This window comes from Treponema primitia ZAS-1 (assembly GCF_000297095.1).
GTDB lineage: Bacteria > Spirochaetota > Spirochaetia > Treponematales > Breznakiellaceae > Termitinema > Termitinema primitia_A.
On record NZ_AEEA01000045.1, the window covers coordinates 16,032 to 40,603 of the forward strand.

General features: G+C 49.4%; 23 protein-coding genes. 14 read left to right on the forward strand and 9 right to left on the reverse strand.

The features are described 5' to 3' along the window. Window positions 1–294: 294 nt before the first annotated feature. Together hflX and TPRIMZ1_RS0107550 are read left to right on the forward strand one after the other, a co-directional pair. The gene (gene hflX / locus TPRIMZ1_RS0107545; RefSeq protein WP_010257251.1) at window positions 295–1,566 is read left to right on the forward strand and encodes a GTPase HflX; all 1,272 of its coding nucleotides are present in this window, start codon (window positions 295–297) and stop codon (window positions 1,564–1,566) included. A 164-nt stretch (window positions 1,567–1,730) separates the two neighbouring features. Then, window positions 1,731–2,918, forward strand: a complete 1,188-nt coding sequence (locus tag TPRIMZ1_RS0107550; RefSeq protein ID WP_010257255.1) for a Fic family protein — start codon at window positions 1,731–1,733, stop codon at window positions 2,916–2,918. A gap of 8 nt (window positions 2,919–2,926) precedes the next feature. Here TPRIMZ1_RS0107550 and clpB read toward each other — a convergent pair whose 3' ends face one another. Then, the gene (gene clpB, locus TPRIMZ1_RS0107555; RefSeq protein ID WP_010257259.1) at window positions 2,927–5,533 is read right to left on the reverse strand and encodes an ATP-dependent chaperone ClpB; all 2,607 of its coding nucleotides are present in this window, start codon (window positions 5,531–5,533) and stop codon (window positions 2,927–2,929) included. 125 nt (window positions 5,534–5,658) lie between these two features. Here clpB and TPRIMZ1_RS0107560 point away from each other — a divergent pair, with 125 nt between their 5' ends. The 7 genes from TPRIMZ1_RS0107560 to pgmB all read left to right on the forward strand — a co-directional run bounded on the left by TPRIMZ1_RS0107560 (window position 5,659) and on the right by pgmB (window position 14,050). Continuing rightward, complete coding sequence (locus TPRIMZ1_RS0107560; protein WP_010257262.1) at window positions 5,659–6,780, forward strand: MalY/PatB family protein; 1,122 nt, start codon at window positions 5,659–5,661, stop codon at window positions 6,778–6,780. A gap of 62 nt (window positions 6,781–6,842) precedes the next feature. Continuing rightward, on the forward strand, window positions 6,843–7,835 hold the full coding sequence (locus TPRIMZ1_RS0107565; protein WP_010257264.1) for a LacI family DNA-binding transcriptional regulator: 993 nt from the start codon (window positions 6,843–6,845) through the stop codon (window positions 7,833–7,835). A 192-nt stretch (window positions 7,836–8,027) separates the two neighbouring features. Beyond that, entirely contained in the window at window positions 8,028–9,251 is a 1,224-nt protein-coding gene (locus tag TPRIMZ1_RS0107570) for an ABC transporter substrate-binding protein (RefSeq protein WP_010257268.1), read from the forward strand. A gap of 114 nt (window positions 9,252–9,365) precedes the next feature. Further along, on the forward strand, window positions 9,366–10,241 hold the full coding sequence (locus TPRIMZ1_RS0107575) for a carbohydrate ABC transporter permease (protein WP_010257272.1): 876 nt from the start codon (window positions 9,366–9,368) through the stop codon (window positions 10,239–10,241). Then, window positions 10,238–11,089, forward strand: coding sequence for a carbohydrate ABC transporter permease (locus TPRIMZ1_RS0107580; RefSeq protein WP_010257275.1), 852 nt, complete (start codon window positions 10,238–10,240; stop codon window positions 11,087–11,089). Before TPRIMZ1_RS0107575 ends, TPRIMZ1_RS0107580 begins: the two co-directional genes overlap by 4 nt. A gap of 5 nt (window positions 11,090–11,094) precedes the next feature. Further along, the gene (locus tag TPRIMZ1_RS0107585; protein ID WP_026043599.1) at window positions 11,095–13,362 is read left to right on the forward strand and encodes a glycoside hydrolase family 65 protein; all 2,268 of its coding nucleotides are present in this window, start codon (window positions 11,095–11,097) and stop codon (window positions 13,360–13,362) included. Then, on the forward strand, window positions 13,352–14,050 hold the full coding sequence (pgmB, locus tag TPRIMZ1_RS0107590; protein ID WP_010257281.1) for a beta-phosphoglucomutase: 699 nt from the start codon (window positions 13,352–13,354) through the stop codon (window positions 14,048–14,050). The genes TPRIMZ1_RS0107585 and pgmB overlap by 11 nt, the downstream gene beginning before the upstream one ends. Window positions 14,051–14,211: 161 nt before the next feature. On the opposite strand, the gene TPRIMZ1_RS0107595 is transcribed toward pgmB, so the two are convergent. Both TPRIMZ1_RS0107595 and TPRIMZ1_RS0107600 read right to left on the reverse strand, forming a co-directional pair. Next, a complete protein-coding gene (locus tag TPRIMZ1_RS0107595) occupies window positions 14,212–14,676 on the reverse strand; it encodes a PIN domain-containing protein (RefSeq protein WP_332829112.1) in 465 nt (154 codons plus the stop codon). Further along, window positions 14,609–14,836: a hypothetical protein gene (locus tag TPRIMZ1_RS0107600; protein ID WP_010257285.1), complete on the reverse strand. Its 228-nt coding sequence runs from the start codon at window positions 14,834–14,836 to the stop codon at window positions 14,609–14,611. Before TPRIMZ1_RS0107600 ends, TPRIMZ1_RS0107595 begins: the two co-directional genes overlap by 68 nt. 213 nt (window positions 14,837–15,049) lie before the next feature. Between TPRIMZ1_RS0107600 and TPRIMZ1_RS0107605 the strand changes: the two genes are divergently transcribed. Genes TPRIMZ1_RS0107605 through TPRIMZ1_RS0107615 form a run of 3 tightly spaced genes read left to right on the forward strand, consistent with a single transcriptional unit; the run spans window position 15,050 to window position 18,160 of the window. Next, window positions 15,050–15,601, forward strand: coding sequence for an ECF-type riboflavin transporter substrate-binding protein (locus tag TPRIMZ1_RS0107605; RefSeq protein WP_010257287.1), 552 nt, complete (start codon window positions 15,050–15,052; stop codon window positions 15,599–15,601). A 1-nt stretch (window position 15,602) separates the two neighbouring features. Continuing rightward, window positions 15,603–17,336, forward strand: coding sequence for an ABC transporter ATP-binding protein (locus tag TPRIMZ1_RS0107610; protein ID WP_038078161.1), 1,734 nt, complete (start codon window positions 15,603–15,605; stop codon window positions 17,334–17,336). 8 nt (window positions 17,337–17,344) lie between these two features. Then, window positions 17,345–18,160, forward strand: coding sequence for an energy-coupling factor transporter transmembrane component T family protein (locus TPRIMZ1_RS0107615; protein ID WP_038078176.1), 816 nt, complete (start codon window positions 17,345–17,347; stop codon window positions 18,158–18,160). 184 nt (window positions 18,161–18,344) lie between these two features. Here TPRIMZ1_RS0107615 and TPRIMZ1_RS0107620 read toward each other — a convergent pair whose 3' ends face one another. From TPRIMZ1_RS0107620 to TPRIMZ1_RS0107645, 6 genes are all read right to left on the reverse strand, one after another. Continuing rightward, entirely contained in the window at window positions 18,345–18,824 is a 480-nt protein-coding gene (locus TPRIMZ1_RS0107620) for a flavodoxin family protein (protein ID WP_010257294.1), read from the reverse strand. Between the two features lie 44 nt (window positions 18,825–18,868). Then, entirely contained in the window at window positions 18,869–19,885 is a 1,017-nt protein-coding gene (locus TPRIMZ1_RS0107625; protein WP_010257298.1) for a uroporphyrinogen decarboxylase family protein, read from the reverse strand. Then, on the reverse strand, window positions 19,882–20,553 hold the full coding sequence (locus TPRIMZ1_RS0107630; protein ID WP_010257300.1) for an amino acid ABC transporter permease: 672 nt from the start codon (window positions 20,551–20,553) through the stop codon (window positions 19,882–19,884). The genes TPRIMZ1_RS0107625 and TPRIMZ1_RS0107630 overlap by 4 nt, the downstream gene beginning before the upstream one ends. Window positions 20,554–20,564: 11 nt before the next feature. Beyond that, window positions 20,565–21,254, reverse strand: a complete 690-nt coding sequence (locus TPRIMZ1_RS0107635) for an amino acid ABC transporter permease (protein ID WP_198429914.1) — start codon at window positions 21,252–21,254, stop codon at window positions 20,565–20,567. Window positions 21,255–21,287: 33 nt separating this feature from the next. After that, on the reverse strand, window positions 21,288–22,100 hold the full coding sequence (locus TPRIMZ1_RS0107640) for a transporter substrate-binding domain-containing protein (RefSeq protein ID WP_010257305.1): 813 nt from the start codon (window positions 22,098–22,100) through the stop codon (window positions 21,288–21,290). 64 nt (window positions 22,101–22,164) lie between these two features. After that, window positions 22,165–22,917 (reverse strand): amino acid ABC transporter ATP-binding protein, encoded by a 753-nt coding sequence (locus tag TPRIMZ1_RS0107645; RefSeq protein WP_010257308.1) that lies wholly within the window; start codon window positions 22,915–22,917, stop codon window positions 22,165–22,167. A gap of 195 nt (window positions 22,918–23,112) precedes the next feature. Here TPRIMZ1_RS0107645 and TPRIMZ1_RS0107650 point away from each other — a divergent pair, with 195 nt between their 5' ends. Together TPRIMZ1_RS0107650 and TPRIMZ1_RS19715 are read left to right on the forward strand one after the other, a co-directional pair. Beyond that, window positions 23,113–23,385, forward strand: coding sequence for a metal-sensing transcriptional repressor (locus TPRIMZ1_RS0107650; RefSeq protein WP_010257311.1), 273 nt, complete (start codon window positions 23,113–23,115; stop codon window positions 23,383–23,385). Between the two features lie 155 nt (window positions 23,386–23,540). Further along, window positions 23,541–24,572 (forward strand): M20/M25/M40 family metallo-hydrolase, encoded by a 1,032-nt coding sequence (locus tag TPRIMZ1_RS19715; RefSeq protein WP_010257312.1) that lies wholly within the window; start codon window positions 23,541–23,543, stop codon window positions 24,570–24,572.

Consider the following 24,572-nt stretch of genomic DNA (forward strand, 5'->3'; position numbering starts at 1 on the left):
CAAGGGGATTCATATTTTGAGGCAAATGAATACAGAATAAAAAATTACCGGAAATCCTGTTTTTATATCCTAGTATACCTATCGGGGGGGGGGGGGGGGTACAAACATTAACATTTTTTACTGACATAGTACTAATCCCTCTTTTTTTACAAAAAATCCATTGATTTGTCATATACTATTATAGAATGCCATTTAGGATCAAGTAAACATTGTGTAAACGGGAAAAAATGAGCTTTTCCGTCAATATTTAAAATGGTAGTTCCTTTTCCTTTAATAGGATGTCATAGTAAAGCCATGGCTGAATTGCACACGACTGAAATTGCCCCCACCCGGGCTTTCCTTATCAGCATTCGGGATGGTAAATCCGATGCGGCGGAGGCGGAATCCCTGGCGAAGGAGCTTGTTGGGTTGGCGAAGACCCTGGGCTTTGAGATTGCCGCCCAGGAGAAGGTCCATATCCGGGAGCATCATCATAAATTTGGACTGGGGACCGGGAAGGCTGACGAGATTGCCGGAAAGGCTGCGGAACTGGGGGTGGATTGCCTGGTTTTTGACGGTGAGCTCAGCCCCTCCCAGCAGCGGAACTGGGAACGGCTTACGGGGATTGCCGCAGTGGACCGGCAGGAGCTTATCATCCAGATATTTGCCGGACGGGCCAGAACCAGGGAGGCGGAAATCCAGGTTGCCCTGGCGGAGCTTTTCTACTCCCTGCCCCGGCTGACCCATAAGTACATCGACCTGTCCCGGCAGCGGGGGGGACGTTATGGGACCAAGGGGTCCGGGGAGACCAAGCTGGAAACCGACCGGCGTCAGGTGGAGCAGCGTATATACCGGCTTAAGGAAGAATTGGCGGAGGTGCGCAAGCAGCGGGCGGTCCAGCGGAAGAAGCGGGACAAGGAATCGGTGTCCTGCACCCTGGTGGGTTACACCAATTCGGGGAAGTCCAGCCTGCTTAACGCCCTGACCGGCGCAGAGGTTTTGGCGGAGGACAAGCTCTTCGCCACATTGGACGCCACCACCCGGGTCCTCCCCGCCAAGGGACGCAACTTGGTTATCACCGATACTGTGGGCTTTATCCGTCGGCTGCCCCACGCCCTGGTGGACGCCTTCCGCTCCACCCTGGAAGAGGCTGTCCAGGCGGATCTGCTGATCCACGTCCTGGACGCCTCGGACCCGGATATGGATGCGTATTTTGAAACTACCCTTTCGGTACTCCGGGATCTGGGGGCAGACAAAAAACCTATGCTCACGGCGCTGAACAAGATCGACTGCCTGGAGCCATCTCCGGATGCCCTGGAATCTCTGCTCCGCCGCTACCCCGGCGGTATTCCTGTTTCTGCATTGAGCGGCGCCGGGCTGGATGAACTGAAAGCGCGGATGATCGACGCCCTTTCCGGTCCGGTTCGGCGTTTCCGCTTTCCCCCGGACCGTTCCGACCTGGCAGCTCTGGTACACCGGAGCGGGACGGTGCTGCAGGAAACCTATGAAGGAACTTACATTGAACTGGAAGCCCAGGTAGAAGAGGATGTGGTGGGAAAACTGCGGGAGTACCTGGTTGATACATGAAGGTGGAAACTGAAATAAAGCAGGAAAATAAGTAATTTTATTTCAGTTTTACTTGCAAAAATGAAATAAGAATGATAAAATGAAGTCGTTATTTCAGTTTTATATTTGAAACTGAAATAAGCGCCTTATAAAGACGCTGTTATTTCATTTTCAGGCAGGAAGGTATGCAACTTGAGGCGAAATTTCCCCTGTATAACCGGGCAGGTTATCTTAAAGCTCAATTAAGCGGGGAGGCGCGGTATTTTTCGTTTCTCCCAAGCCCCCTACAGTCCATAACCCTGAACGGGCTGGATGATTCCTTCTATTTTTTAATGGCCCAAACCAGGCATCAAATTGGGGTTCTTGATGTACTTTCTTCCCGAATTCCAAACATGGACCTGTTTATTTCCATGTATGTCCGCAAAGAGGCGCTCTTATCATCCCAAATAGAAGGGACCCAGGCGACCCTGGACGATATTCTCGATCCCCAGGCGGAACGGAACCGCAATCTCAACGTGGCGGAGGTCATCAATTATATAAAAGCAGTTCACCATGCCCTGGATCGCCTGGGGAAATTGCCCCTCTGTATCAGGCTGCTCAGGGAAACCCACGGGATACTCTTGGCAGGTAACCGGGGTGGGGAAAAAGCCCCGGGCGAATTTCGGCGTACCCAGAACTGGATAGGCCCCGGGGGAAGTACTATTAAAACCGCAAGTTTCGTTCCGCCGGCCCCGGAGGATCTGGCCCCGGCCCTGGATGATCTGGAACGGTTCATCAACGACGATATCCCGCTTACGGCGGAGTTTGCCGTTGATCCCCTTATTAAGGCCGCCCTGATTCACTATCAGTTTGAAACCATCCACCCTTTTCTGGACGGAAACGGCCGCATGGGCAGGCTTTTAATCATCCTCTACCTCTGTGAAAAAAAACTGCTCTCCAAGCCGGCGCTGTATATTTCCTGTTTTCTAAAACAGAACCAGGCGGAATATTACAACCGGCTCAGTGAAGTCCGACGAAGGGGTTCCTATGAGCAGTGGATACACTTTTTCATACGGGGCATCAAGGACACGACGGAAGACGCCATTGGTGCGATAGAACAGATGACAGCCCTGCGGGAGCGGAATACCGGGCGCATCGCCGCCCTGGGAAGATCCGCCAAAACAGCCCGGAAGTTGTATGATTATATTGAACGGAACCCCATTATCGAGATCGGCAAAACCGCGGAGGACCTGGATCTTTCCTTTAATACTGCGGCAAAGGCGGTGAACCACCTGACAACTCTGAACATCCTCCGTCCCACCGCCGATGCCAAGCGGAACCGCTGTTTTGCCTATGAGGACTACCTGGCTATACTGCGAAAGGATACGGAGTAGCGCAACGCCTACCCCTTCCTGAACACCAAGCCTTCTGTCTTTCCGTCAGAAGCCCGGTCTGCAACCACGGTTTCCCCGTCCTTGATCTTTCCGGCGATGATCCCCTTGGCCAGGGGGTTTTCCAGATCCGACTGTATGGTCCGCTTTAAGGGCCGCGCGCCGAAGAGGGGATCGTAACCCCGCTCCGCCAAAAGATGTTTAGCGCCGTCGGTGACCGTAAGGGTGATCTTCCGGTCCAAAAGCCGGGCGGAAAGGCGCTTGAGCTGGATGTCCACAATTTTACTGATCTCGTCCCTGCCCAGGCGGTTGAATATCACTGTCTCGTCGATGCGGTTTAAGAATTCTGGACGGAAACTCTGTTTGAGGAGTTCCATCAACCCATCTTTAATTTCATCGGGGTTTTTGGTTCCCAAAATCAGGTCCGATCCGAGGTTACTGGTCATAATAATGATCACGTTCTTAAAGTCCACCACCCGGCCCTGACCGTCGGTGAGCCGGCCATCGTCGAGGATCTGGAGGAAGACGTTGAATACCTCCTGGTGAGCCTTTTCGATTTCGTCAAAGAGAATAACGCTGTAGGGACGGCGGCGTACCGCTTCGGTAAGCTGGCCGCCCTGCTCGTAACCCACATAACCCGGGGGCGCCCCGATGAGACGGCTTACGGAATGTTTCTCGCCGTACTCGCTCATGTCGATCCGGGTCAGGGCCTTTTCATCGTTGAAGAGAAAGTCCGCCAGGGTTTTTGCCAGTTCCGTCTTGCCCACGCCGGTGGGGCCGAGGAACAGGAATGAGCCCAGGGGACGGGCTGCGTCGGAGAGCCCGGCTTTGTTGCGCCGTATGGCGTCCGCCACCGCTTCTACCGCAGAACGCTGGCCCACCACCCGCTGTTCCAGTACCTTTTCCAGTTCCAGGTACTTCTGCAGTTCCCCGCTGAGCATCTTTGAAACGGGGATGCCCGTCCAGGTTGATACTACCTGGGCAATATCTTCTTCGCTCACCTCTTCCCGGAGCAGGGCCGGCGTACCCTTGCCGGTGGAGCTTTCCCGCTTCGCCTCCATGAGACCGGTGAGCCGGGTCAGTTCTTTCTGCGCATCGGGGATCAGGCCGTGTTTCACTTCCGCAGCCTTTGATAAATTTCCTTCCCGCTCCCAACGGGCTTCTTCAATGCGCAGTTCTTCTATTTTTTGTTTGATCTCCCGGATCTTCTGAATGTCCTGTTTTTCGTTATCCCACCGGGCTTTCATGGCGTCCCGTTCGGAGCTGAGGTCGGCGATTTCCTTTTCCAGCTTTTGCAGCCGGTCTTTGGATGCACCGTCCTCCTCACGCTTCAGCGCCTGCTGTTCGATGGAGAGCTGCAGCAGCCTGCGTTCCAGCTTGTCCAGTTCCGTGGGCCGGCTGTCCAGCTCCATCTTGAGCCGGCTCGCCGCCTCGTCCACCAGGTCAATGGCCTTGTCCGGGAGGAAGCGGCTGGTGATGTACCGGTCCGACAGTGTTGCTGCGGCAACCAGGGCCTCGTCTTTAATCCGCACCCCATGGTGCACCTCGTAGCGTTCCTGCAGACCCCGCAGTATCGCTATCGTATCTTCCACGGAAGGCTCCGCAGTATAGACCTGCTGGAAGCGCCGTTCCAAGGCGGCGTCCTTTTCGATGTGTTTGCGGTACTCGTCCAGGGTGGTGGCGCCTATGCAGCGGAGTTCCCCCCGGGCCAGGGCGGGCTTCAACAGGTTGGATGCGTCGGTAGCCCCCTCTGCGGCCCCGGCTCCAACCAGGGTGTGGAGCTCGTCGATGAACAGTATTATGTTTCCGTCCGCAGCCTGGACCTCGTGGATCACCGCCTTAAGCCGCTCCTCAAATTCGCCGCGGAACTTGGCCCCCGCCACCAGGGCCCCTAAGTCCAGGGCCAGGAGCTTCTTCCCCTTGAGCCCCTCGGGTACATCCCCGGCAACGATACGCCGGGCTAAGCCTTCGGCGATAGCGGTTTTCCCTACACCGGGTTCGCCGATGAGAACCGGATTGTTCTTGGTGCGGCGGGACAGGACCTGCATTACCCGGCGAATCTCCTCGTCCCGGCCTATTACCGGGTCCAGCTTTTCCTGCCGGGCCAGGGCGGTGAGGTCCCGGCAGTATTTGTCCAGGACCTGGTACTTACCTTCGGGGTTTTGGTCCGTAACCCGGGTGTTCCCCCGCACCTGCTTCAGCGCGGCGAGGATAGCGTTTTTGGTGACCCCGGCTTTTTTAAGAAGTTCCGCAACCTTTCCTTCCCCGGCGGTAATGGCGAGAAGGATATGCTCGGTGGAAATGAAATCATCCTTTAAGGAGGCAGCTTCATTTTCCGCCTTGGCCAATACCTTGGAGGCTGCGGAGGATAAGTAGATCTGTGCAGCATCGCCGAAAATTTTAGGATTCGCCGTAACCAGGGCTTCAGTATCGGTTTTGATCCGGTCCGCATTGGCCCCGATTTGCTTGATAATAGGCAAAACAATGCCATCTTCTTGGCTAAGCAGGGCCAGAAGCAGGTGTTCGGTTTCAATCTGGGAATGGTCATTTTTTTGGGCAATTCCGGAGGCCGCATTAACAGCTTCCTGCGCTTTAACGGTTAATTTTTCGAAATCCATGGTTTTTTTCCTTATAATTATAAGATACAGAAAGGGACAGGGATGGACAAGAAAAAGGTGTATTCATTGCTATTGCCAATATATTCCTAGTAATATAGTATGTTAAATAGGATAAGAGGTTTAATATGAACTATAATTTTGATGAACCCCTCAACCGCAGGGGTTTCGGCAGTACCAAGTGGGATACTACTGCGGGAGACGTGCTCCCCATGTTTGTGGCGGATATGGATTTCAAATCCGCCCCGGCGATTATTGAGGCGATACAGGCAAAGCTGGACCATGGCGTTTTTGGTTACGGCCGGGACCAGGAATTCCCCGGGGTAATCAAGAAATGGTTCCAGGATGAGTACAAGGTAACCATTAAGGAGGAGTGGTTGACACTGCTCCCGGCGATTGTCCCGGTCCTTGCGGCGGTAAGCCGCCTGCGGGAGGGTCGGGTCCTGATCAACACCCCCAACTACCATGTGCTCCTGGCCGCTCCGGGTAAAGCCGGGAAAGGGACGATCCTTTCACCTTTGAAAAACACCGAAGAGTATTACGAGATCGATTTTGACGATCTGGCAAACCGCATTCAGGATGATGTTAAACTTTTCTACCTTTGTAACCCCCAGAATCCTGTGGGGAGGGTCTATAAATACGAAGAGCTAAGGGAATTAAGCCGTTTCGCCCAGGAGAGGGGGCTTATCGTCATATCCGATGAGGCCCATTGCGGCCTGGTGTATGACCGCCCCCACCTTCCCTGGTTCTCGGTAGATGAATACGCCGCTAACCAAAGTATCACCATCATGGGGCCCGGAAAAACCTACAATATGGCGGGACTGCCCTTTGGTTTTGCGATCATCCCCAACCCGGTTCTTCGGGAGGAATTCGTCAAAACCTGCTATGCCCTGTCCAATCCGGGAATTCTCAACGTGGCTGCAGCGAAGGCTGCCTATGGATCTTCCCGGGAATGGCATCTGCAGTTGGTGGATTACCTCAAGGGGAACCGGGATTACCTGGAAAAGGAACTTAAATCTATCTCCGGAGTAAAATTTACCCATGTGGAGGGTACCTACTTACAGTGGATCGATTTCCGCCCCCTGGGAATACCGAACCCCTACCAGTGGCTGCAGGACAAGGCCAAAATCCTCCCCAACAATGGGAAGCCCTTCGGACTGGACGGCTATGTGCGGATCAATTTCGGAACAACCCGGGCCAGGTTGGAGGAAGCGGTTAAGCGGATTAAGGACAATCTACCTAAGGGGTAACATGGCGATAAAACTATGCTATAATTTATAAGAACACCATACAATTTTACAAAGGGATATTTATGGTCATAGGGATACGGGATATAGCGGCAGCGGCGGGAGTTTCAGTTTCCACGGTATCCAATGTGATGAACAACCGGCCCAATGTGGGGGAAGCAGTCAGGGCCAGGGTGCTGAAAATTTGCAAGGAGATGAATTATATCCCCAATGCCGCCGGGAAGAGCCTTAAATCCAGGAAAAGCAAAACCATTCTATTTAACTTTAGCGATTTTGACCGGAGTTTCTATTTAGAAATTATTGAGGGGATCAACGATTATGCCGGGGCTAACGGCTACGATCTGATGATCTGTACCACCAAGTCTTGCGAAAAGTACATGCATAACAGCCTAACCGATGGCTGTATCATCCTTGATGGGCGGATGAAAACCGAAACACTCCTTAGAGCGGCCCGGGAACAGTATCCCATCGTGACGCTTGACCGGGTATTGGCCGTTCCCCATCCCCATATCAAGAGTCTGGTGGTGAATAACTACGATCCCGTAAGCGAAATGATGGAGGAAATCCTGCGCCGGGGATACCGGAAATGCGCTTTTATAGGCGGCCCCGAGCATACCGATGACAATAAAGAGCGATTCCAGGCTTTTTTAGATGTGTTGAACAAAAGCGATATCCCTTTTCGGCGGGAAAATTATTTTTCCGGGGATTACCGGGAGAACAGCGGGGGCCAGGCGGTAAAGATCCTCATGCTGGCGGAAGAGCTGCCGGAAATCCTGATATGCGCCAACGATAACATGGCCATAGGCGCCATGAAAGCCCTGCAGGAACGGGGGCTTAGGATACCTGAGGATGTGGCCATAACGGGTTTTGACGACTGCGAACGGGCTGAAACCCTGGGGCTTACCACCGTGACCATCCCGAATTATGAGCGGGGCTATTTGGCCGCCCGTTCTTTAATAGAAAACATAAACGGGAAAAATAATTTTGAACCCATGAAAATTTCCGCGGCGGTAACCTGGCGGAAAACCGTGGCGCCGATTTTTATCAATAATAAGTAAAATTTACTTCATTTTACTATTTTTATTTTATCAAAATACTCCGGAAACAGCAATTATCAGGCATAATCTCCTTAATTAAGATAATAAACCATAGGATCTCATAAAAATAATAAAAAAAGCGTTGACAGATCAAAAAACCTGGCTTATCATTAGTAAAACGTTTTATAACGATTTATTTTATGGAGGATGCTTATGAAAAATCATGTAAAGGCAGGAACTTTGGTATTGATCGGATTGGCCCTATCTTTGCCCCTTTATGGGGGAGGGTCAAAGGATGCCGGTGGGAATAAGTTTGTTATTTTCCAATCGAAGGTAGAAATTACCACCCAGCTTGAGGCGGCCGCCAAGGCTTATCAGAAGGAAACAGGGGTGGAGGTGGAAGTTTGGAGTACCACCGGGGACGACTATTTCCACCAGCTGCGAACCCGGATTGCCAATAACCAGGGACCTACCCTCTTTTCCCTGACCCCGGGGGCAGAAATCACCCAGGTGGCGAATTACCTTGAGGATTTGAGCGCCCTGCCCTTTGTTAAGGACATCGCGGATTCCATGCTTTCCAAGAGCAGCGGTAAGGTTATCGGCATACCCTACACGGTGGAAGGTTTTGGTTTGGTTTACAATAAGAGCCTTACCAACCCTGCCGCTGTCCGGGATTACAATTCCTTTGTAAAGCTGCTGCAGGATTCCAAAGCAGCGGGGATTAACGGCGTTGGTCTTTCGCAGGAAAGCTATTTCCTCATCGGCCACATCCTTAACACTCCCTTTGCGGTGATGCCTAATATGGAACAGTATATGGACCGGCTCGCCAAGGGAGAAGTAAAGATGGCGGACACCAAGGAATTCCAGGAATTCGCCCGGTTTTATGCCGCCATCCGGGACAACTCCTATAACCCCCTGGAGGTAAACTACGACCGGGAATGCGGGGACTTTGCCACCGGCAAGACCGCCGCTATTCACCAGGGGAATTGGTGTTACCCCATGTTTGCGGACTACAAGGTCAACTTTGAAATAGGTCTTATGCCCTTCCCCTTAGGCGGCAATGATAAGCTGGCGGTCAGCGTCCCCACGGTCTGGAGCGTCAATTCCCAGGCTCCGGAGGCTCAGCGGAAGCTGGCTAAGGACTTCCTTACCTGGCTGTATACCAGCGAAAACGGTAAGCGCTTTGTTACCGAAGAATTCGGCTTTATCCCCGTGGTTAAGGGTATGACTTCAAACAACCTCGATCCCCTTTCCGCGGAAGTTTCCCGGTATGCTACGGAAGGCAAGACCATCCCCTGGGCGACGAATCTTTATCCTGCGGGCATTGTGGATGTTTACCTGGCTCCGACGGCCCAGCAGTTCTTTACCTCCAAAATGACTCCCCAGGAATTCCTGGTCGCCCTGGATAACGCCTGGGCAAAGGCATCGGGAAGATAGTTTGAGAATTCGCCCCGGCGCCGGGGCGTTGCGGCGGAGGAATGGCGTGGAAAATTCCGTGCCGTTCTTTCCGCAGTAAAACTGTTTTTTTAATATTGATGAGAAGGAGCATATATGAAAAAAATGCGCGGTCCCGCTTGGTATGCCCTGTTTACCCTGCCTTTGATTTTTGTTTTTACCACCGTCGTACTTATTCCCTTTATAATCGGTATCGTATACGCTTTTTTTTCCTGGGACGGCCTTCCCCTGAATCCTAAAATTTTTGTGGGGATAAACAATTTTATCAAAATCTTTTCTGATGAACGGTTTCTCGCTTCTGCGGGGCATACGGTGTTTTTTACGCTCCTTTCTATTGTGACCATCAATGTATTGGGCCTGGCCTTTGCCCTGGGAGTTACCACCCGGCTCAATGTCAGAAACATTGCCAGAACCATGCTTTTTGCCCCCTATATGATCGGGGGGCTGATCCTGGGGTATATCTGGAAATTCATCCTGGGGGAGGGTTTCCGGACCATCGGAGAGAAGACCGGCCTTACAACGGTATTTTTCAACTGGCTTCTCCACCCTCAGTTTGCCCTCCTTGCCCTTACGGTGGTTATCACCTGGCAAATGGCGGGGTATATCATGATAATCTATATCACCGGCATACAGTCGATCCCCGAAGAGGTGATTGAAGCCGCCTATATGGACGGCGCCGGATTTTGGACCGTCCTTTTTCGGATCAAATTTCCCCTGATCATGCAGTCCTTTACGGTCTGCTTATTTTTGACCCTTTCCAATTGTTTTAAGATCTTCGACGTAAACCTTTCCCTTACCGGAGGAGGGCCGTACAGCTCCACCGAATTGTTTGCCATGAATATCTACCATGAAATCTTCAGCCTGAATAATTACGGATATGGTCAGGCCAAGGCGATCCTCTTTTTCATCATAGTGGCGGCTATTACCGCAGTACAGGTTGGGATAACGAAAAAACGGGAGGTGGAGATGTGATAAAAAAACAAGACGCCCATATAAAAAATTTCAGCCTTTGTACATTGGTAATGATTCTGTGCCTTTTGTACCTGTTCCCAATCTATATTGTTTTGGTTAATTCCTTTAAAAACCGAGCGGAGCTTTATGAGGATATCCTTGCGCCCCCCCTGAGTTTTAGTTTTCAATATTACCGTAACGCCATGGAAAGGATGAATTTTCTCCACTCCCTGGGGAATTCATGTATCGTTACTATTTTTTCAATCCTGTTTATCACGATCCTGGCCTCCATGACCGCCTGGATGCTGGTCCGGTCAAACAACAAATTGAGTAAAATTATCTTTATGGTTTTCGTTACCACCATGCTCATCCCCTTCCAGACCTTGATGATGCCCCTGATGCAGGAGATGAGCGGCATAAAACGGTATCTGGGAATTCCCATGGTTGATACCCTGGGGGCCCTGGTTTATATGAACATAGGCTTTGGGGCGAGCCTTGCGGTGTTCCTCTACCACGGATTTGTCAAGTCGGTTCCCATCTCCCTGGAAGAGGCGGCAACCATCGACGGCTGTACCGCCTGGGGGGTATTCTGGCGAATTGTATTTCCCATGCTGAAACCGGTGACTGTCACCGTTTTGGTGTTGGATGTTATCTGGATATGGAACGACTACCTGCTGCCCTCCCTGGTCTTAAACAGTAAAGCGAACCGCACCATACCCCTATCCACCGCTTCCTTCTTTGGGGAATTTTCCATCCAGTGGAATATGGCCATGGCGGCCCTCATGCTGACCATTATTCCGGTGGTCATTTTTTATCTCCTGTCCCAAAAATATATTATTAAAGGCGTTGCGGCCGGAGCGGTAAAATAGTGTCCATGATCTATAAAATAGAAAATTTAAAAAAGGACCCGGCGGCGCTTATGCTGAACGAGACCCTCTTCCATAACGCCAACGGCTATATCGGCATCCGTTCAAACTATGAAGAGGGATATGAACCGGGAATAAACAGCATCCGCGGCTCCTATATCAACGGGTTTTATGATTTTGCAGAAATGAAGCAGGCGGAAAAGCTCTACGGCCTTATCGAAGAAAAACAGACCATGGTGAATGTGGCGGATACCCAGGGAATACAACTGTACCTTGGGGATGAAAAATTCAGTATGTTTCACGGTGAAGTTTTGGAAAGCCGCAGGATCCTTAATATGGAAGCGGGGTACACCGAACGGTACATACACTGGCGTTCGCCTGAGGGCAGGGAAGCTGAAATTACCATACGACGGCTTACTTCCTTTGTCAGGCCCTCCCTCTTTCTGATCGACTATTCTGTTAAGGCCCTGAATTTTGAAGGTCCCCTGACTTTTGTGTCCACCCACCGGGGGGATGTTGAAAACTACAGCGACCCCAATGACCCACGGCTTGCGGCTGAAACATTCCAGCATATAATTCCTGAGAAGGCCGAACTGGATGGCACAGTATCCTATGTTACCAGCGGAACCTCGAAGTCGGCTCTTTTGGTCTGTACCGCCGTGGATCACGCGGTCTCTAAGGGAAAGATCCTCACGGTCCTAGAAGGCCACGGCGCATCCTGCCGTATCGATTCGGCGATAGGGAAAGGGGAGACGCTTACCCTTCATAAGTATTCTATCTTTTGCGACAGCATCCGTAACGCCGATTGCCGGCAAACCGCAGCCGCCGAATTAAAAAATGTACGGGCCGTTGATGTCGAAACCCTGTACCGGGAACAGCGGGACTATCTGGCGGATTACTGGGAACAGGCGCTGCTCGAAATTGATGGGGACGATGAACTTGAATGTGCGGTTCAGTACAATCTCTACCAGCTTATTCAGTCTGTAGGCAAGGATAAACATAGTAATATTGCCGCCAAGGGTTTGAGCGGGGAAGGCTATGAGGGGCATTTTTTTTGGGATACGGAAATGTATATCCAGCCCTTCTTTACCCTAACTAATCCGGATATCACCAGGACCCTCATAAGCTACCGCTACGCAACCCTGCATGAGGCCCGGAAAAACGCCAGGCTGCTCGGCCATGGGCAGGGCGCTCTGTACCCCTGGCGTACCATCATGGGCAGGGAATGTTCCGGCTACTTTCCTTCGGGATCAGCCCAGTACCATATCAACGGTGACATCGCGTGGTCCGTGGTCCTCTACTATTTGGCAAGTGGAGATTTGGATTTTATTGCCCAAAAGGGCGGGGAAATTATTTTTGAATGCGCCCGGCTCTGGATGGACGCGGGAAATTATTATCAGGGGAAATTTCATATCAACGATGTTACCGGCCCGGATGAATACACCTGTTTGGTGAACAACAATTATTATACCAATGTATCGGCCCAGTTTAACCTCTCCTGGGCGGTAAAATTTTACGAGCTCCTGGGCAAGGCCGGCGTCCTTAAAACTCTGGCCATAAAGACAGGGCTTAGCGCCGATGAGGTTGCAGAATTTTCCCGGGCCGCACAGAATATGTACCTTCCCTACGATGAAAAGCTGGGTATCAATCCCCAGGACGATTCTTTCCTGGCAAAAAAACGCTGGGATCTGGAACATACCCCAAGGGATAAATTTCCCCTATTGCTCCATTACCATCCATTGTATTTATACCGCCACCAGGTCTGCAAGCAGGCCGATACGGTATTGGCCCACTTTATCTTTGAGGATGCACAGTCTTACGAAACGATTAAAAAATCCTTTTTGTATTATGAGCAGGTGACCACCCACGATTCATCCTTATCAAGCTGTATTTTCAGCATTGTGGCTTCCAAACTGGGTTTCCATGATAAGGCTTACCAATATTTTGGGGATTCTGCCAAGCTTGATTTGTTCAACACCCACGGGAATACCAAGGACGGTATCCACACCGCTAATATGGGCGGCGCTTATATGGCTATCGTTTATGGGTTTGGAGGGCTGCGGCTTAAAGAGACGGGGCTTTACTTCGCCCCCCACCTTCCCAAGCCCTGGAAGGCCTACCGCTTTAAGGTTCATTACCAGGGGAGTCAGATCCTGGTGGAAGTAAAAAACTCCGGCCTTGTCTTTACCCTCATTTCGGGATCGGAAAAAACAATCCATGTGTATGGAAAAGTTTGTCAGCTGAGGGATACCCTGGAGGCGCCCCTTGGCTGTTGATATGGGAAGCGGGGTAATTTACCCCTTTGAAAAAAGCTCCCCCGGTGTTTTTCAAAACCCACCCATCAAAGGGGCGATTTTTGATCTTGACGGAGTATTGGTAGATACGGCGAAGTATCACTACCTGGCGTGGAAACGGCTTGCCTGGGAACTGGGTTTCAAATTTTCCAAAAAAGACAATGAACGGCTCAAAGGGGTAAGCCGGACCCGTTCTTTGGAGATCCTGCTGGAACTGGGACATTGCACCATGGGGGCCGAGGAAAGGGAAACTGCGGCGGCGAGGAAGAACGCATGGTATGTGGAATACCTCCATACCCTGGATGAAAAAGCGATGCTGCCGGGGGCCGGAGAATATTTGATCTATCTGCGGAAACAGCGGGTGGGAATTGCCCTGGGTTCCGCCAGTAAAAATACACCCCTTATTCTGGACCGGCTAAACATTGCGGCTCTCTTTGATGCGGTTATTGACGGCAATGCCGTGAGCAAGGCAAAGCCTGACCCGGAAGTTTTTTTACAGTGCGCCGCTGCCCTGTCCCTCCCTCCCGGTTCCTGTGTGGTATTTGAAGATTCCCTGGCGGGCATTGAGGCCGCAAAGAATGGCGGGATGATGGCCATAGGGGTGGGCAGGGAAACCCTGCTTCCCGGAGCGGACCGGTATATAACTTCCCTTAGGGATATGCTGCTCTGATGTAGTGTTGGGTAGAATCAGAAATCTACCCAAAATTAACGATAAGAAACTGGAATACTACAAGAAAATTATATGAATTAATGGATGATGCGAAGAATTGCCCGCCGTTCATCCGATGTCATTAGCCGGTTCAAAATGAAATATACTGCCCAAATAATATTTTATACCCAGTTTTCAATCTTCAGGCCTTCAACATTTTCAAAATGTTTAACGTTATTGGTTACAAAAATATAGTCATTTTGTAAACAAAATGCCGCAATCAATAAATCAGCATCCTCGATGAGTCTGCCTTTCTTTTTGAGTTTGGAATATACTGTGGCGGCTATCTCTGTGGTTTCCTTATCGGTTATGCCAACTTCATGAACATTGCAAAACTGATTAAATGCTACCGCTTTTCTTGGGGCAAAATTTGACAATAACCCCCTCCTGACTTCATAATAAACAATATCCGAAATGATTATCTTATCGTTTTGAGTCAAAATAGTATCAATTCTATTGATAATCTTAGTATCTTTATGCAGAAGTATGAGATGATATTTGTGTCTAAAGTGTATATCATCATATTTCAACCTCTCGGTGTAAATTTGCCCGTGGGAAGTCAGGTACTTCCTCATCCATGCTTTCATCAAGAAGCCGCAAGCATTCTTTCCACGCAGACATTTTGGTTGACTTTTCCGGATCTTCCTCTAGAATTGTTACGATAGCCTTTTTGTGTTCCGGTATTTCTATTGGCTCACTTGGAATAAATTTACCGTCTGCAAAATAACCTTGAAATGTTAATAACATGATTGCCTCCTAAATCTCCTCCTATCAGAATTAGTATACCATGTGGGGAAAAATTTACCAATATGCGTAGCGATGAAATTTAGTCGAATGTGTATAAAATAGTATACAGTGAACAGATTTAATTATATCCTAGTAAATCAATACGCATATTAGGACTTGAATATCCTAGAAATGGAGGTTATACTAAATACAATTAAAGGAGGTCATGTAAACATGGCAAATAAGGTTATTTCTGTCAGAACTGTGGTGGCCGTCGGTATAGGCGCCGCACTGTTTTTTGTATTGATGCGTTTTGTCGCTATTCCCTCGGGGGTGCCCAATACCAACCTGAATCTGGCTTCGGCGATCCTGACGGTCTTTGCGGCGATTTTTGGTCCCCTGGCGGGGTTTCTCATCAGCTTTATCGGACATACCCTGACGGACCTTACCTGGGGCGGGGTTTGGTGGAGCTGGGTTATCGCCGATGCGGTTTACGGCCTTTTGATCGGCCTGTTCTGGAAGCTCTATAAGATAGAAGAGGGGGAATTTGGGCTTAAGAACGCCATCATTTTTAATGTGATCCAGATCCTTGCCAACGCGGTCGCATGGCTTGCCATCGCCCCCACCCTGGATATCCTCATCTACCAGGAACCTGCGGATAAGGTGTATCTCCAGGGGCTGGTTGCTGGTGGGCTCAATAGTGTAGTTATTCTGATCCTTGGTACCCTTCTGGCTTTTGGATACAGCCGGACCAAGGTTAAGGCGGGAAGCTTAAAGGCTGAATAGTATTTCTAATGATTCCACGGCTCTGATTTTTAGAGACTTTGGTTTTCGGTATCGGTCCCAGGTGGAACAGACCCTGTACGATATCAATTTTGTCGTACACCCGGGGGAAAAGATACTCATCCTGGGGCCGTCGGGATCGGGGAAGTCTACCCTGGCCCATTGCATAAACGGGCTCATCCCCCACGCCTTTGCGGGGGAAATCAGCGGTTCCTGTTCTATTTTGGGAGATGAATCGTCGGGGCTGGATATTTTTGCTATTTCAACAAAAGTAGGAACTCTGCTGCAGGATACGGATGGTCAGTTCGTAGGGCTCAGTGCCGGCGAGGATATCGCCTTTGCGGCGGAGAATGATTGTGTGCCCACAGAAGAGATGTACCGCCGTGTGCGGACCGCGGCAGCGCTGGTCCACATGGAGGAGTACCTGGATAAATCGCCCCAGGATCTTTCCGGGGGGCAAAAACAACGGGTCTCCCTGGCCGGGCTCTTGATGAATGATGTGGAAATCCTTCTCTTTGATGAACCCCTGGCAAATCTTGATCCCGCCACGGGGAAGGAAGCCATAGAACTGATCGACCGGCTCCACGGGGAAACGGGAAAAACGGTTATCATCGTGGAGCACCGGCTGGAGGATGTCCTTCACCGGCCGGTGGATCGTATCGTGGTTATAGATGGGGGGCGGATCATTGCAGACCTGAGCCCGGCGGAACTTTTGGCTTCGGATCTGTTGGGTAAGACCGGAATCCGGGAACCCTTTTACATAGGCGCCCTGCGGTATGCCGGTATTGAACTGAAACCCGATATGGGGCTTGAGTCGGTAGAAACACTGCGCTTTGATCCCCGGCCCCTTGCGGACTGGGATGCTGCCTTGAAGGGAGATGAACTCCCCCGTCAAGCGCCGGTCCTTCTGGAAGTACGGGATCTGGATTATCACTACCCTGGGACGAAACGGGTGTTGGAGGGTATTTCCTTTTCCCTGGCCAAGGGGGAGTGTGTCAGCCTGGTGGGCCGGAACGGGGCGGGTAAGTCCACCCTGGCAAAGCTCATCGCAGGGTTTATCCATCCCGACTCGGGGAAGATTTTTCTGGACGGGAAGGATCTGGCGGACTACTCAATCAAGGAACGGGCAGAGCATATCGGTTATGTGATGCAGAATCCAAATCAGATGATCTCCTTTCCCCTGATCTTTGATGAAACCGCCCTGGCCCTGCGGAATTCCGGTGTTCCCGAAAACGAGGTCCGGGACCGGGTATATGACGCCCTCAAAATATGCGGACTCTATCCATTTAGAAATTGGCCGGTGAGCGCCCTGAGTTTTGGCCAGAAGAAACGCCTTACTATTGCGTCGATACTCGTGATGGGGCCTTCCCTGATCATCCTGGATGAACCCACCGCCGGACAGGATTACCGCCACTATTCGGAGATCATGGAATTCCTGCGAAAGCTCAACCGGGAACAGGGACTTAGTTTTCTGTTGATTACCCATGATATGCACCTGATGTTGGAGTATACCCGCCGGGCCCTGGTTCTTTCCGAGGGGAATCTTTTAACCCGGGACGGTCCCGGCGGCGGCGACACCCCCGCAGCAATACTCACTGACGACAGCATAGTGGAAGCGGCAAGCCTGAAACGGACCAGCCTCTATGACTTGGCTGTTAAGGCTGGTCTGGCGGACCCCCGGGCCTTTGTCCGACGCTTCATCGACTACGAGCAAAGCCACCGGCGGCCTGCGTTATGAGCCGCTTCATGCTGTCCTACATAAATCGGCCTTCTCCGGTTCATAAGCTTACGGGGGCATCAAAACTGATAGTATTTCTCCTTTGGTCGGTGCTGACCATGGCGGGTTACGATACCCGGATAATGCTTATCATGAGTGTTTTAGGAATAACGGTGTTTATCATTTCCGGGACTAAATTCCGGGATGTGGCATTCATTTTCAAAATGCTTATTTTGTTTATGCTTATTAATATTATTACTATCTATCTTTTTTCGCCGGAGCAGGGGGTGAAGATCTACGGGACCCGGCACGTCATCTCTGACGGTATAGGGCGATTTACCCTCACAAAAGAACAGGTATTCTACGAATTTAATATTCTGTTAAAATATTCCATGATGGTCCCCATGGCAATCCTGCTGATCGTTACCACCAACCCCAGCGAATTTGCCGCTTCCCTGAACCGGGTAGGGGTAAACTATTCCATAGCCTATGCGGTAAGCCTTGCCCTGCGCTATATTCCGGATGTGCAGCGGGACTATGAGGCCATCTCCCAGGCGCAGCAGGCCCGAGGGGTTGAGCTTTCCCGGAAGGTGTCCTGGATAAAGCGCATAAAGGGCGCCTCGGCAATTCTCCTCCCTCTGATATTTTCTTCCCTGGACCGGATTGATGTGATTAGCCACGCCATGGAGCTCCGCAGCTTTGGTAAACACAAGCGCCGTACCTGGTATTCCGGGCGGCCCTTTGCCCGGGCGGATGTACTGGTTCTGGTTATCGCGGGGCTCCTCTTCGCCTTGGGGATGTGGTTTACCTTTAAGGATGGGAGCCGGTTTTACAATCCCTTTTAATAGAACAGAAAAGAATATGCCCCGGAGAAATTTGTTTGGGGTCCTGGTGGCTGGAAAAAATATCAGGAACCCCCAAAGGGTCCCCCTGATATTTTTTCCACCACCACCCCCGATAAAATTATTGGGGGCATATTCTTTTCTGCCGGTTCGCCGAACTGGGGGCAGGCTGGGTAAGTGATGCGGGTTATACTTGAAGGAGCTTTACCCACTCGGCAATCTGTTTAGTCAGGGCTGCCCGGTCCTGGCCGGCGGGGTTTACAAAATCGATCTCGCCGACAATGGTGTTTCCCGGGAGCAGGGTTTTGAGTTTATCCAGGGACTTGCCCTTGCCACCGGCGTGGCAGCAGAAGAGGGCGAGCTTTTTGCCGCTTATCTTCGTTTCCCCGAGGAAGCTCTGCAGGGCCGGAGCGGGGGAGCCGGCCCAGACCGGGGCGCCGAGGATGATAAGGTCATAGTCTTCAATGGTAACCGTATAGGGTTTGAGTTTGGGGGTTTTATGGGTGATGACCTGTTTTCCGCCCCAGAGGTACTTCGCAAAACCGGTTCGCTTGGTATCGTCTTCGGTTTTAAGTTCCAGGATCTCCGCTCCCAGGGCAGTCTTAATTTGATCCGCAACCAGGGCGCTGTTTCCTTCGTAGGAATAATAAACAACAAGGGTTTTCATAGTAGCCTCCATTAACACATATTATAATAGATTATATGAAAACATTAGAAGCTTTCTACTGCTTGCCGCACTATTCGTATGTTCTTTTCCGTTGTTTCAGGCGGGGCAACACAACCGGGGCCTAGGATAAGACCGCTGCGTCCGGCGGATTCTACCGCTTCCCGCAAATGGGTTTGTAGTTCCGCCTCTGTACCGGTAAGTAGAAGGCTTTCCCGAATCTTCTTGTGATTCTCATCGTAATAGGGCGCTTCCCGAATACCTCCCAATAGACATTTGCCGGTTATTTTCCGGGCCTCCGCAAGGGAAGGGGAAACCCAGCGATCATGCCAATTGATGCAGGGAACCGGATATTTGGCCAGACGTTCAAAGTACGGATGATTCCCATGAATATGAACCACATTGAACCATACTGCATCTTTGTAGGAATCTATTACCTTCCGATCGTAGTATTCTCCGAATTCCGCGTACAGGGACTCGCTTAAAAAATCGCTGTCAGCGCATTGGGTAGCAAAAAAGAAACCATCCACCCCGGCTTCAATATTTTTCTTTACAAAATTGATGGTGGTTTGGGTAATTGCCTCCAGGGCTTGTTTGAACAATGTCGGTTCCTCCACCAGGTCCTGTAAAATACGGTCTCCCGCTAATTTACGCGCCGTAGTAAGGGGACTAAAAATCGTTTGAATCACCGGGAATTCACTGCCGGCGCCGCGAACTGCCAACCGGGCCAGCTCAACTTGTTTCCCGTATGCACCGGCGGAAGCATCCAGGGGCGTCAATGTACCCCACTCCTTCGCATGGTGAATAGCGCCTTCCGCTACTTCCGGTGGTTTACCGGTTTGATTAAAAAAGGTAATTTTGGCGCCGTAATCCAGTACGCTATATAAGCCAAAGGGCATGAGTTTGATAAAATCAAAATCATAGGATTTAGTAAACTCTACCTGCCGCTTTGCCAACTGCCGTATGTCCTGATCTTCCGCAGAAAAATGCATCCACAAATTAATGGGGATTCGGTCAACTTCGCCGCCCGAAAGGGCTGCCTTGATTCGTTCTTTCTTTGTCATTTTTGCTCCCATTTACGAAATTTATTTTCCAGTTTCTTAAAGATGATTGAAAGCCCCACACAAAGTCCCCAGTAGACCAACGCTGCTGATATGTAAGCTTCCAAATAATAAAAATTTTCCGCAGAACACAATTTTGCCCGCGCCAATATATCTGTAACACCGATAGTAAAGGCCAGGGACAACCCTTTTATAATTGCGAGATAATTATTAAAAAAAATCGGAATTACCAGGGAAAGGCCCTGTGGAAAGACAACCCGCCGAAGAGTCTGCCAGGTGGTAAGTCCGGTAGAAAAAGCCGCATCCCATTGTCCCTTTTCTATTGAAGCAAAAGCCCCGCGGATGTTTTCAGACTGCCCCACCGACACGTAGAGTGAATAGGAAATAATCATCACTGCCAGGGGGTTCACACCACCGATAGCCGATTTTCCGGTTATAGTTTCCAATATTATTGGCAATAAATAGTATGCGATATACAGATGAATGATTAAGGGTATACCACGCATATAATTCATAAATACCCGGACCACATTTTGCGCTACGGGAATCCGATACAAACGAATCAGGGTCATTCCAAGCCCCAGAAGAATTCCGAATACCAGAATTCCCAAGGCAGTGCCCAGTGAAAAGGGAATGACGGTACAAATCGCGATTACATCCTCAAAAATCATTTGTACGTTTATCAGAGTACACCTCCGCCTGCGGGTACTCTCTTTTTTTTATTTCTCCGGTATTCGGCAAACTCAAAAACCCGTTCGGTGAGAAAAGTTATACACCAATAGACAATTCCTGCTGCAATATATACTTCAAGTTTCTTTACACCGTAATCGTTTTGGATGAACATTTTAGCCATTCCCATAATGTCAAACAACCCGATAACAAAGAGCACGGAAGTATCCTTTACAAGCTCAATTAATGCGTTTTCAATGTTTGGCCATGCTATAGGAAGCATTTGCGGCAGAATAACCCGGCGGAATTTCATCATACCAGTCATGCCAATACTGTCTGCCGCATCAAGCTGCCCCCTATCAACGGACAAATAGGCGGGGCGTAGAAATTCTGACATATGTGCCCCATTAAACAGAACCAGGGCCAGGGAGGCATGAACAGTCCTGCTCCATTCATTTGCGTCAATGCCGAATTTGCGCAGTACTAAGGGGAGTCCGTAATACACCAAAAAAATATGAATCAGGGGAGGGGTACTGCGAAAGAAGGACACATAAACATTTGCAATGGGATAAAGGAACATCACTTTTTTAATACGGATGATAGCAATACCCATTGCAAGCGTTAACCCGAGCGATCCGGATATGATTACGATAAGCATCGTATAGGGCACCGTGGTGATCAGTCTGTTGAGAATTTTCACCATGTAGCCCCAGTCGATACCGAAAAACATAAGTATTTATTGATTAAATAACTTAATAGTGTCGCTGCCGTACCATTTTATCGAAAGTTCCGAGAGCTTACCGTTTTCCCTGAGTGTGGAAAGGGCGGTATCAATTTTAGCGGCGAGGTCTGTTTGGTCTTTTGCCAGTGCGAAATAGGTACCGTTTACTTGGATCGGTTTTTCTACGGCTTTTACCTTAAGTCCCAGTTCCTGTTTTATACCTTCAAATCCCAGGTTGTTCGGCAACACGATCGCATCGTATTGACCGTTACTCACCGACGTAAAACGATCGGCCAGAGAAATACCTTCAGCGGTAGTAATGGTTATCTGTGCATCAGGGTGTTCCTTGTTATATGCGGTCAGCAGATTATAGATACCGCCGTTGGGTGACGATGGCACCAGGTTTTTCCCGACTAAATCGTCAAAAGATTGGATACTGGTATTGTTCTCCTGTACATAGATATAGATTACACTAACCCCCGAAATAGCTTTGGGCAGAAGATATTTTGCCTCCCGTTCGGGGGTACGGAAAAGGCCTCCGCCTATGAGTACATACTTACCGGTTTCCAACCCAATCTGTGTGGCATCGTCTTCAACGAGTTCCAGGTTAAGGGAATACTCCGGAATTAATTCATCCACAGCCGTTAATACATCAACCTCGTAACCTGCCTTGTTACCCTTTTCGTCGATATAACTAAGCGGCCGGGATCCGGATTCAAGCCCCACAGTTACTCGTTTTACCGATGAATCCTTTTCTTTTGAAGCTCCCGCAAACAATACGAAGGCTGACAAAAGAAAAACCATTCCTGTTACAATAAACCTTTTCATAAAATGCTCCTTTCTTTGAAATATTATTTTTTCCACCTCTTCGGGTAGGAAATTCCACTGTAAACTAAATCTCGTACATAAAAGGCTGTAGTGTGTTTTCAAGAAAACGCTGGGTTGCTTTTTCCCGTGGATGGGTAAAGATGTCCCGAGGGGAGCCCTGCTCTACGATTACTCCATCCTCCATATATACTACTTTATTCGCTACCTGGTCGGCAAAACGCATCTCGTGGGTCACCACCAGCATAGCAATCCCCAAACTGGCAACCTTCTTCATTACCGATAGGACTTCCCCTACCAATTCCGGGTCTAAAGATGACGTAGGCTCATCGAACAACAGTACCTTAGGCTGTAAAGCAAGCGCCCGGGCAATCCCCACACGCTGCTGCTGCCCTCCGGATAACTCGTAGGGATAGGCGGTCTCCCGTCCCTCCAGCCCAACCAGCCGAAGCTGCGCAAAGGCTGCCTCTTTAGCCTCCTTTTTTGGCTTCTTATGTACTGTAATGAGCCCCTCCGCCACATTTTCCCAGGCATTCATATTTTTGAATAAGTTATAATGCTGGAAAACCATCGCCGTTTTTCGCCGGAGCAAAAGTACCTGTTTTTTTGTAATATGGGGGCTTTCACAACTTATATCGTCAATAGTAACCGTACCAATATCGGGCTTTTCCAAACAATTGATGCATCTGAGTAGAGTCGTTTTTCCTGTACCACTCGGCCCGATAATTGCGATCACATCCTTTTTATCCGCATCGAGGTCTATCCCCTTCAGTATTTCCTTATTACCAAAGGACTTATGTATATTTCTTATGGAAATCATATGGTTGCTCCATTGTATAGTACGTATATCGGTTAACTGAAAATTGTGTCAAGATTTACTACGAAATTAATATATAGTATCTTTATCATATTACTATGAATTTGTCAAGGACATTTATAAGGACAAAAATTTGACCTATACAAATTTAACCATATAATTCTATAATACATCTAATGCCCAAAAGGGGGTAAAACTATGGGACAATGTATAGACGGCCCTGTTCTTCATAGACGCATAAGTAGGATTATAGGGCAGCTCAAGGCCATAGACAAAATGATAGATGAAGATATCCCTTGCGAGGATATTTTGGTACAGATAAACGCCTCAAAAAGCGCTTTGCACAGGGCTGGACAAATTATACTGGAAGGACACCTGAATCATTGTGTCCGTGAAGGCATTGAACACGGAAACGCCGAAAGTACCATCAAAAAATTTACCAAAGCCGTTGAACAATTTTCTCGAATGTAATAGTGAAGCTTGAAAATTGGACTATTTTTTATAAACCCCAATAAAATCCTTTTAAGCGGTCTGTACAGACAATTTTCACTATTGACAATAGTATCCGGCGGTATATTATATACCCATACCCCTATGGGTATATAATATTTCCGTAAGGAATCAAGATGTTTTTTGATGCTGAGGCGGCGGCAACTTTTTTGTGCAGCTTGATTGATATTGATACCACCCGGGAAGCAAAAAATGAAACCGCCGCTGTGCGATTTTTATCAGACTTCTTTTCCCGGGAACAAATTTCTTATCAGGTATTTGAACCCTATCCCGGACGTGGCAGCATAACGGCTCATATTCCCGGCTCAAGTTCGGAAAGTATCCTTCTTTTAACCCACCTGGATACCGAAAACGCCCAAAGTCCGGGGGGATATTCTGCCATAAAGGGGAAGATACTAAAAAATCGTATTTTTGGCCGGGGCGCCCTGGACTGCAAGGGGAACATCACGGTCTTTTGTATGTTGCTGCAGGAATTGAAACGACAAGGAATTACCCCCGAAAAAACCATCCTTTTTGCCGCCACGGCGGATGAAGAGAACGGTGGTGAGCTGGGCATTAAATGGCTTTTGGAACATACCAATGTTTTTTCTTCTGTTGTTCTGGCGTTTGGAGAAGGCGGAGGCATTCCGGTTCAATCGGGAGAATTATGGTATTTTACGCTGCAAACGGGAGAACACGAAGGTTCCGGAATAGGCGGCGAGTCGTCCCTGCCGGATTCCGACTGTTGGGAACTCTACCGGAAAGCCCTGGCTGCCAAATGGTTCGATAAAAACACCCTGCAATATCTGGCGGAATTGCCTTTTAACAGCAGAAAACGTCACATTCCGGAAGAAAACTTTTATCATGGTTTGATTTCATTTCTTCAGCAACGGGGAACCAACAATTTTCAGGAAAGGAATTTTGCCGTTCTTTCCTCCAGTCTGTCTGCAATTAATCCTGATTACAGGGTTATGTCTTTCATAAGTCCGGGATATACCGATAACCGTTATCTGCGTGCGTGTCATATCGAGACTTGGGGGTTTTTTCCCCTTGACCCCCATAATCATGTCGGTGGAATTCATGGAGATTATGAGTATATCAGCATGGAGTCCCTGCTCATTGCATATAATTATTTTTTTTCTGTTTTGAAGACATTGGCCGGCTGGTAA

Excerpts from the sequence above, each read along its gene's own strand:
- hflX (WP_010257251.1), top strand. The coding sequence starts at position 295 with ATGGCTGAATTGCACACGACTGAAATTGCCCCCACCCGGGCTTTCCTT.
- TPRIMZ1_RS0107550 (WP_010257255.1), top strand. The coding sequence starts at position 1,731 with ATGCAACTTGAGGCGAAATTTCCCCTGTATAACCGGGCAGGTTATCTT.
- clpB (WP_010257259.1), bottom strand. The coding sequence starts at position 5,533 with ATGGATTTCGAAAAATTAACCGTTAAAGCGCAGGAAGCTGTTAATGCG.
- TPRIMZ1_RS0107560 (WP_010257262.1), top strand. The coding sequence starts at position 5,659 with ATGAACTATAATTTTGATGAACCCCTCAACCGCAGGGGTTTCGGCAGT.
- TPRIMZ1_RS0107565 (WP_010257264.1), top strand. The coding sequence starts at position 6,843 with ATGGTCATAGGGATACGGGATATAGCGGCAGCGGCGGGAGTTTCAGTT.
- TPRIMZ1_RS0107570 (WP_010257268.1), top strand. The coding sequence starts at position 8,028 with ATGAAAAATCATGTAAAGGCAGGAACTTTGGTATTGATCGGATTGGCC.
- TPRIMZ1_RS0107575 (WP_010257272.1), top strand. The coding sequence starts at position 9,366 with ATGAAAAAAATGCGCGGTCCCGCTTGGTATGCCCTGTTTACCCTGCCT.
- TPRIMZ1_RS0107585 (WP_026043599.1), top strand. The coding sequence starts at position 11,095 with ATGATCTATAAAATAGAAAATTTAAAAAAGGACCCGGCGGCGCTTATG.
- TPRIMZ1_RS0107595 (WP_332829112.1), bottom strand. The coding sequence starts at position 14,676 with ATGAAAGCATGGATGAGGAAGTACCTGACTTCCCACGGGCAAATTTAC.
- TPRIMZ1_RS0107600 (WP_010257285.1), bottom strand. The coding sequence starts at position 14,836 with ATGTTATTAACATTTCAAGGTTATTTTGCAGACGGTAAATTTATTCCA.
- TPRIMZ1_RS0107605 (WP_010257287.1), top strand. The coding sequence starts at position 15,050 with ATGGCAAATAAGGTTATTTCTGTCAGAACTGTGGTGGCCGTCGGTATA.
- TPRIMZ1_RS0107615 (WP_038078176.1), top strand. The coding sequence starts at position 17,345 with ATGCTGTCCTACATAAATCGGCCTTCTCCGGTTCATAAGCTTACGGGG.
- TPRIMZ1_RS0107620 (WP_010257294.1), bottom strand. The coding sequence starts at position 18,824 with ATGAAAACCCTTGTTGTTTATTATTCCTACGAAGGAAACAGCGCCCTG.
- TPRIMZ1_RS0107625 (WP_010257298.1), bottom strand. The coding sequence starts at position 19,885 with ATGACAAAGAAAGAACGAATCAAGGCAGCCCTTTCGGGCGGCGAAGTT.
- TPRIMZ1_RS0107630 (WP_010257300.1), bottom strand. The coding sequence starts at position 20,553 with ATGATTTTTGAGGATGTAATCGCGATTTGTACCGTCATTCCCTTTTCA.
- TPRIMZ1_RS0107635 (WP_198429914.1), bottom strand. The coding sequence starts at position 21,254 with ATGGTGAAAATTCTCAACAGACTGATCACCACGGTGCCCTATACGATG.
- TPRIMZ1_RS0107640 (WP_010257305.1), bottom strand. The coding sequence starts at position 22,100 with ATGAAAAGGTTTATTGTAACAGGAATGGTTTTTCTTTTGTCAGCCTTC.
- TPRIMZ1_RS0107645 (WP_010257308.1), bottom strand. The coding sequence starts at position 22,917 with ATGATTTCCATAAGAAATATACATAAGTCCTTTGGTAATAAGGAAATA.
- TPRIMZ1_RS0107650 (WP_010257311.1), top strand. The coding sequence starts at position 23,113 with ATGGGACAATGTATAGACGGCCCTGTTCTTCATAGACGCATAAGTAGG.
- TPRIMZ1_RS19715 (WP_010257312.1), top strand. The coding sequence starts at position 23,541 with ATGTTTTTTGATGCTGAGGCGGCGGCAACTTTTTTGTGCAGCTTGATT.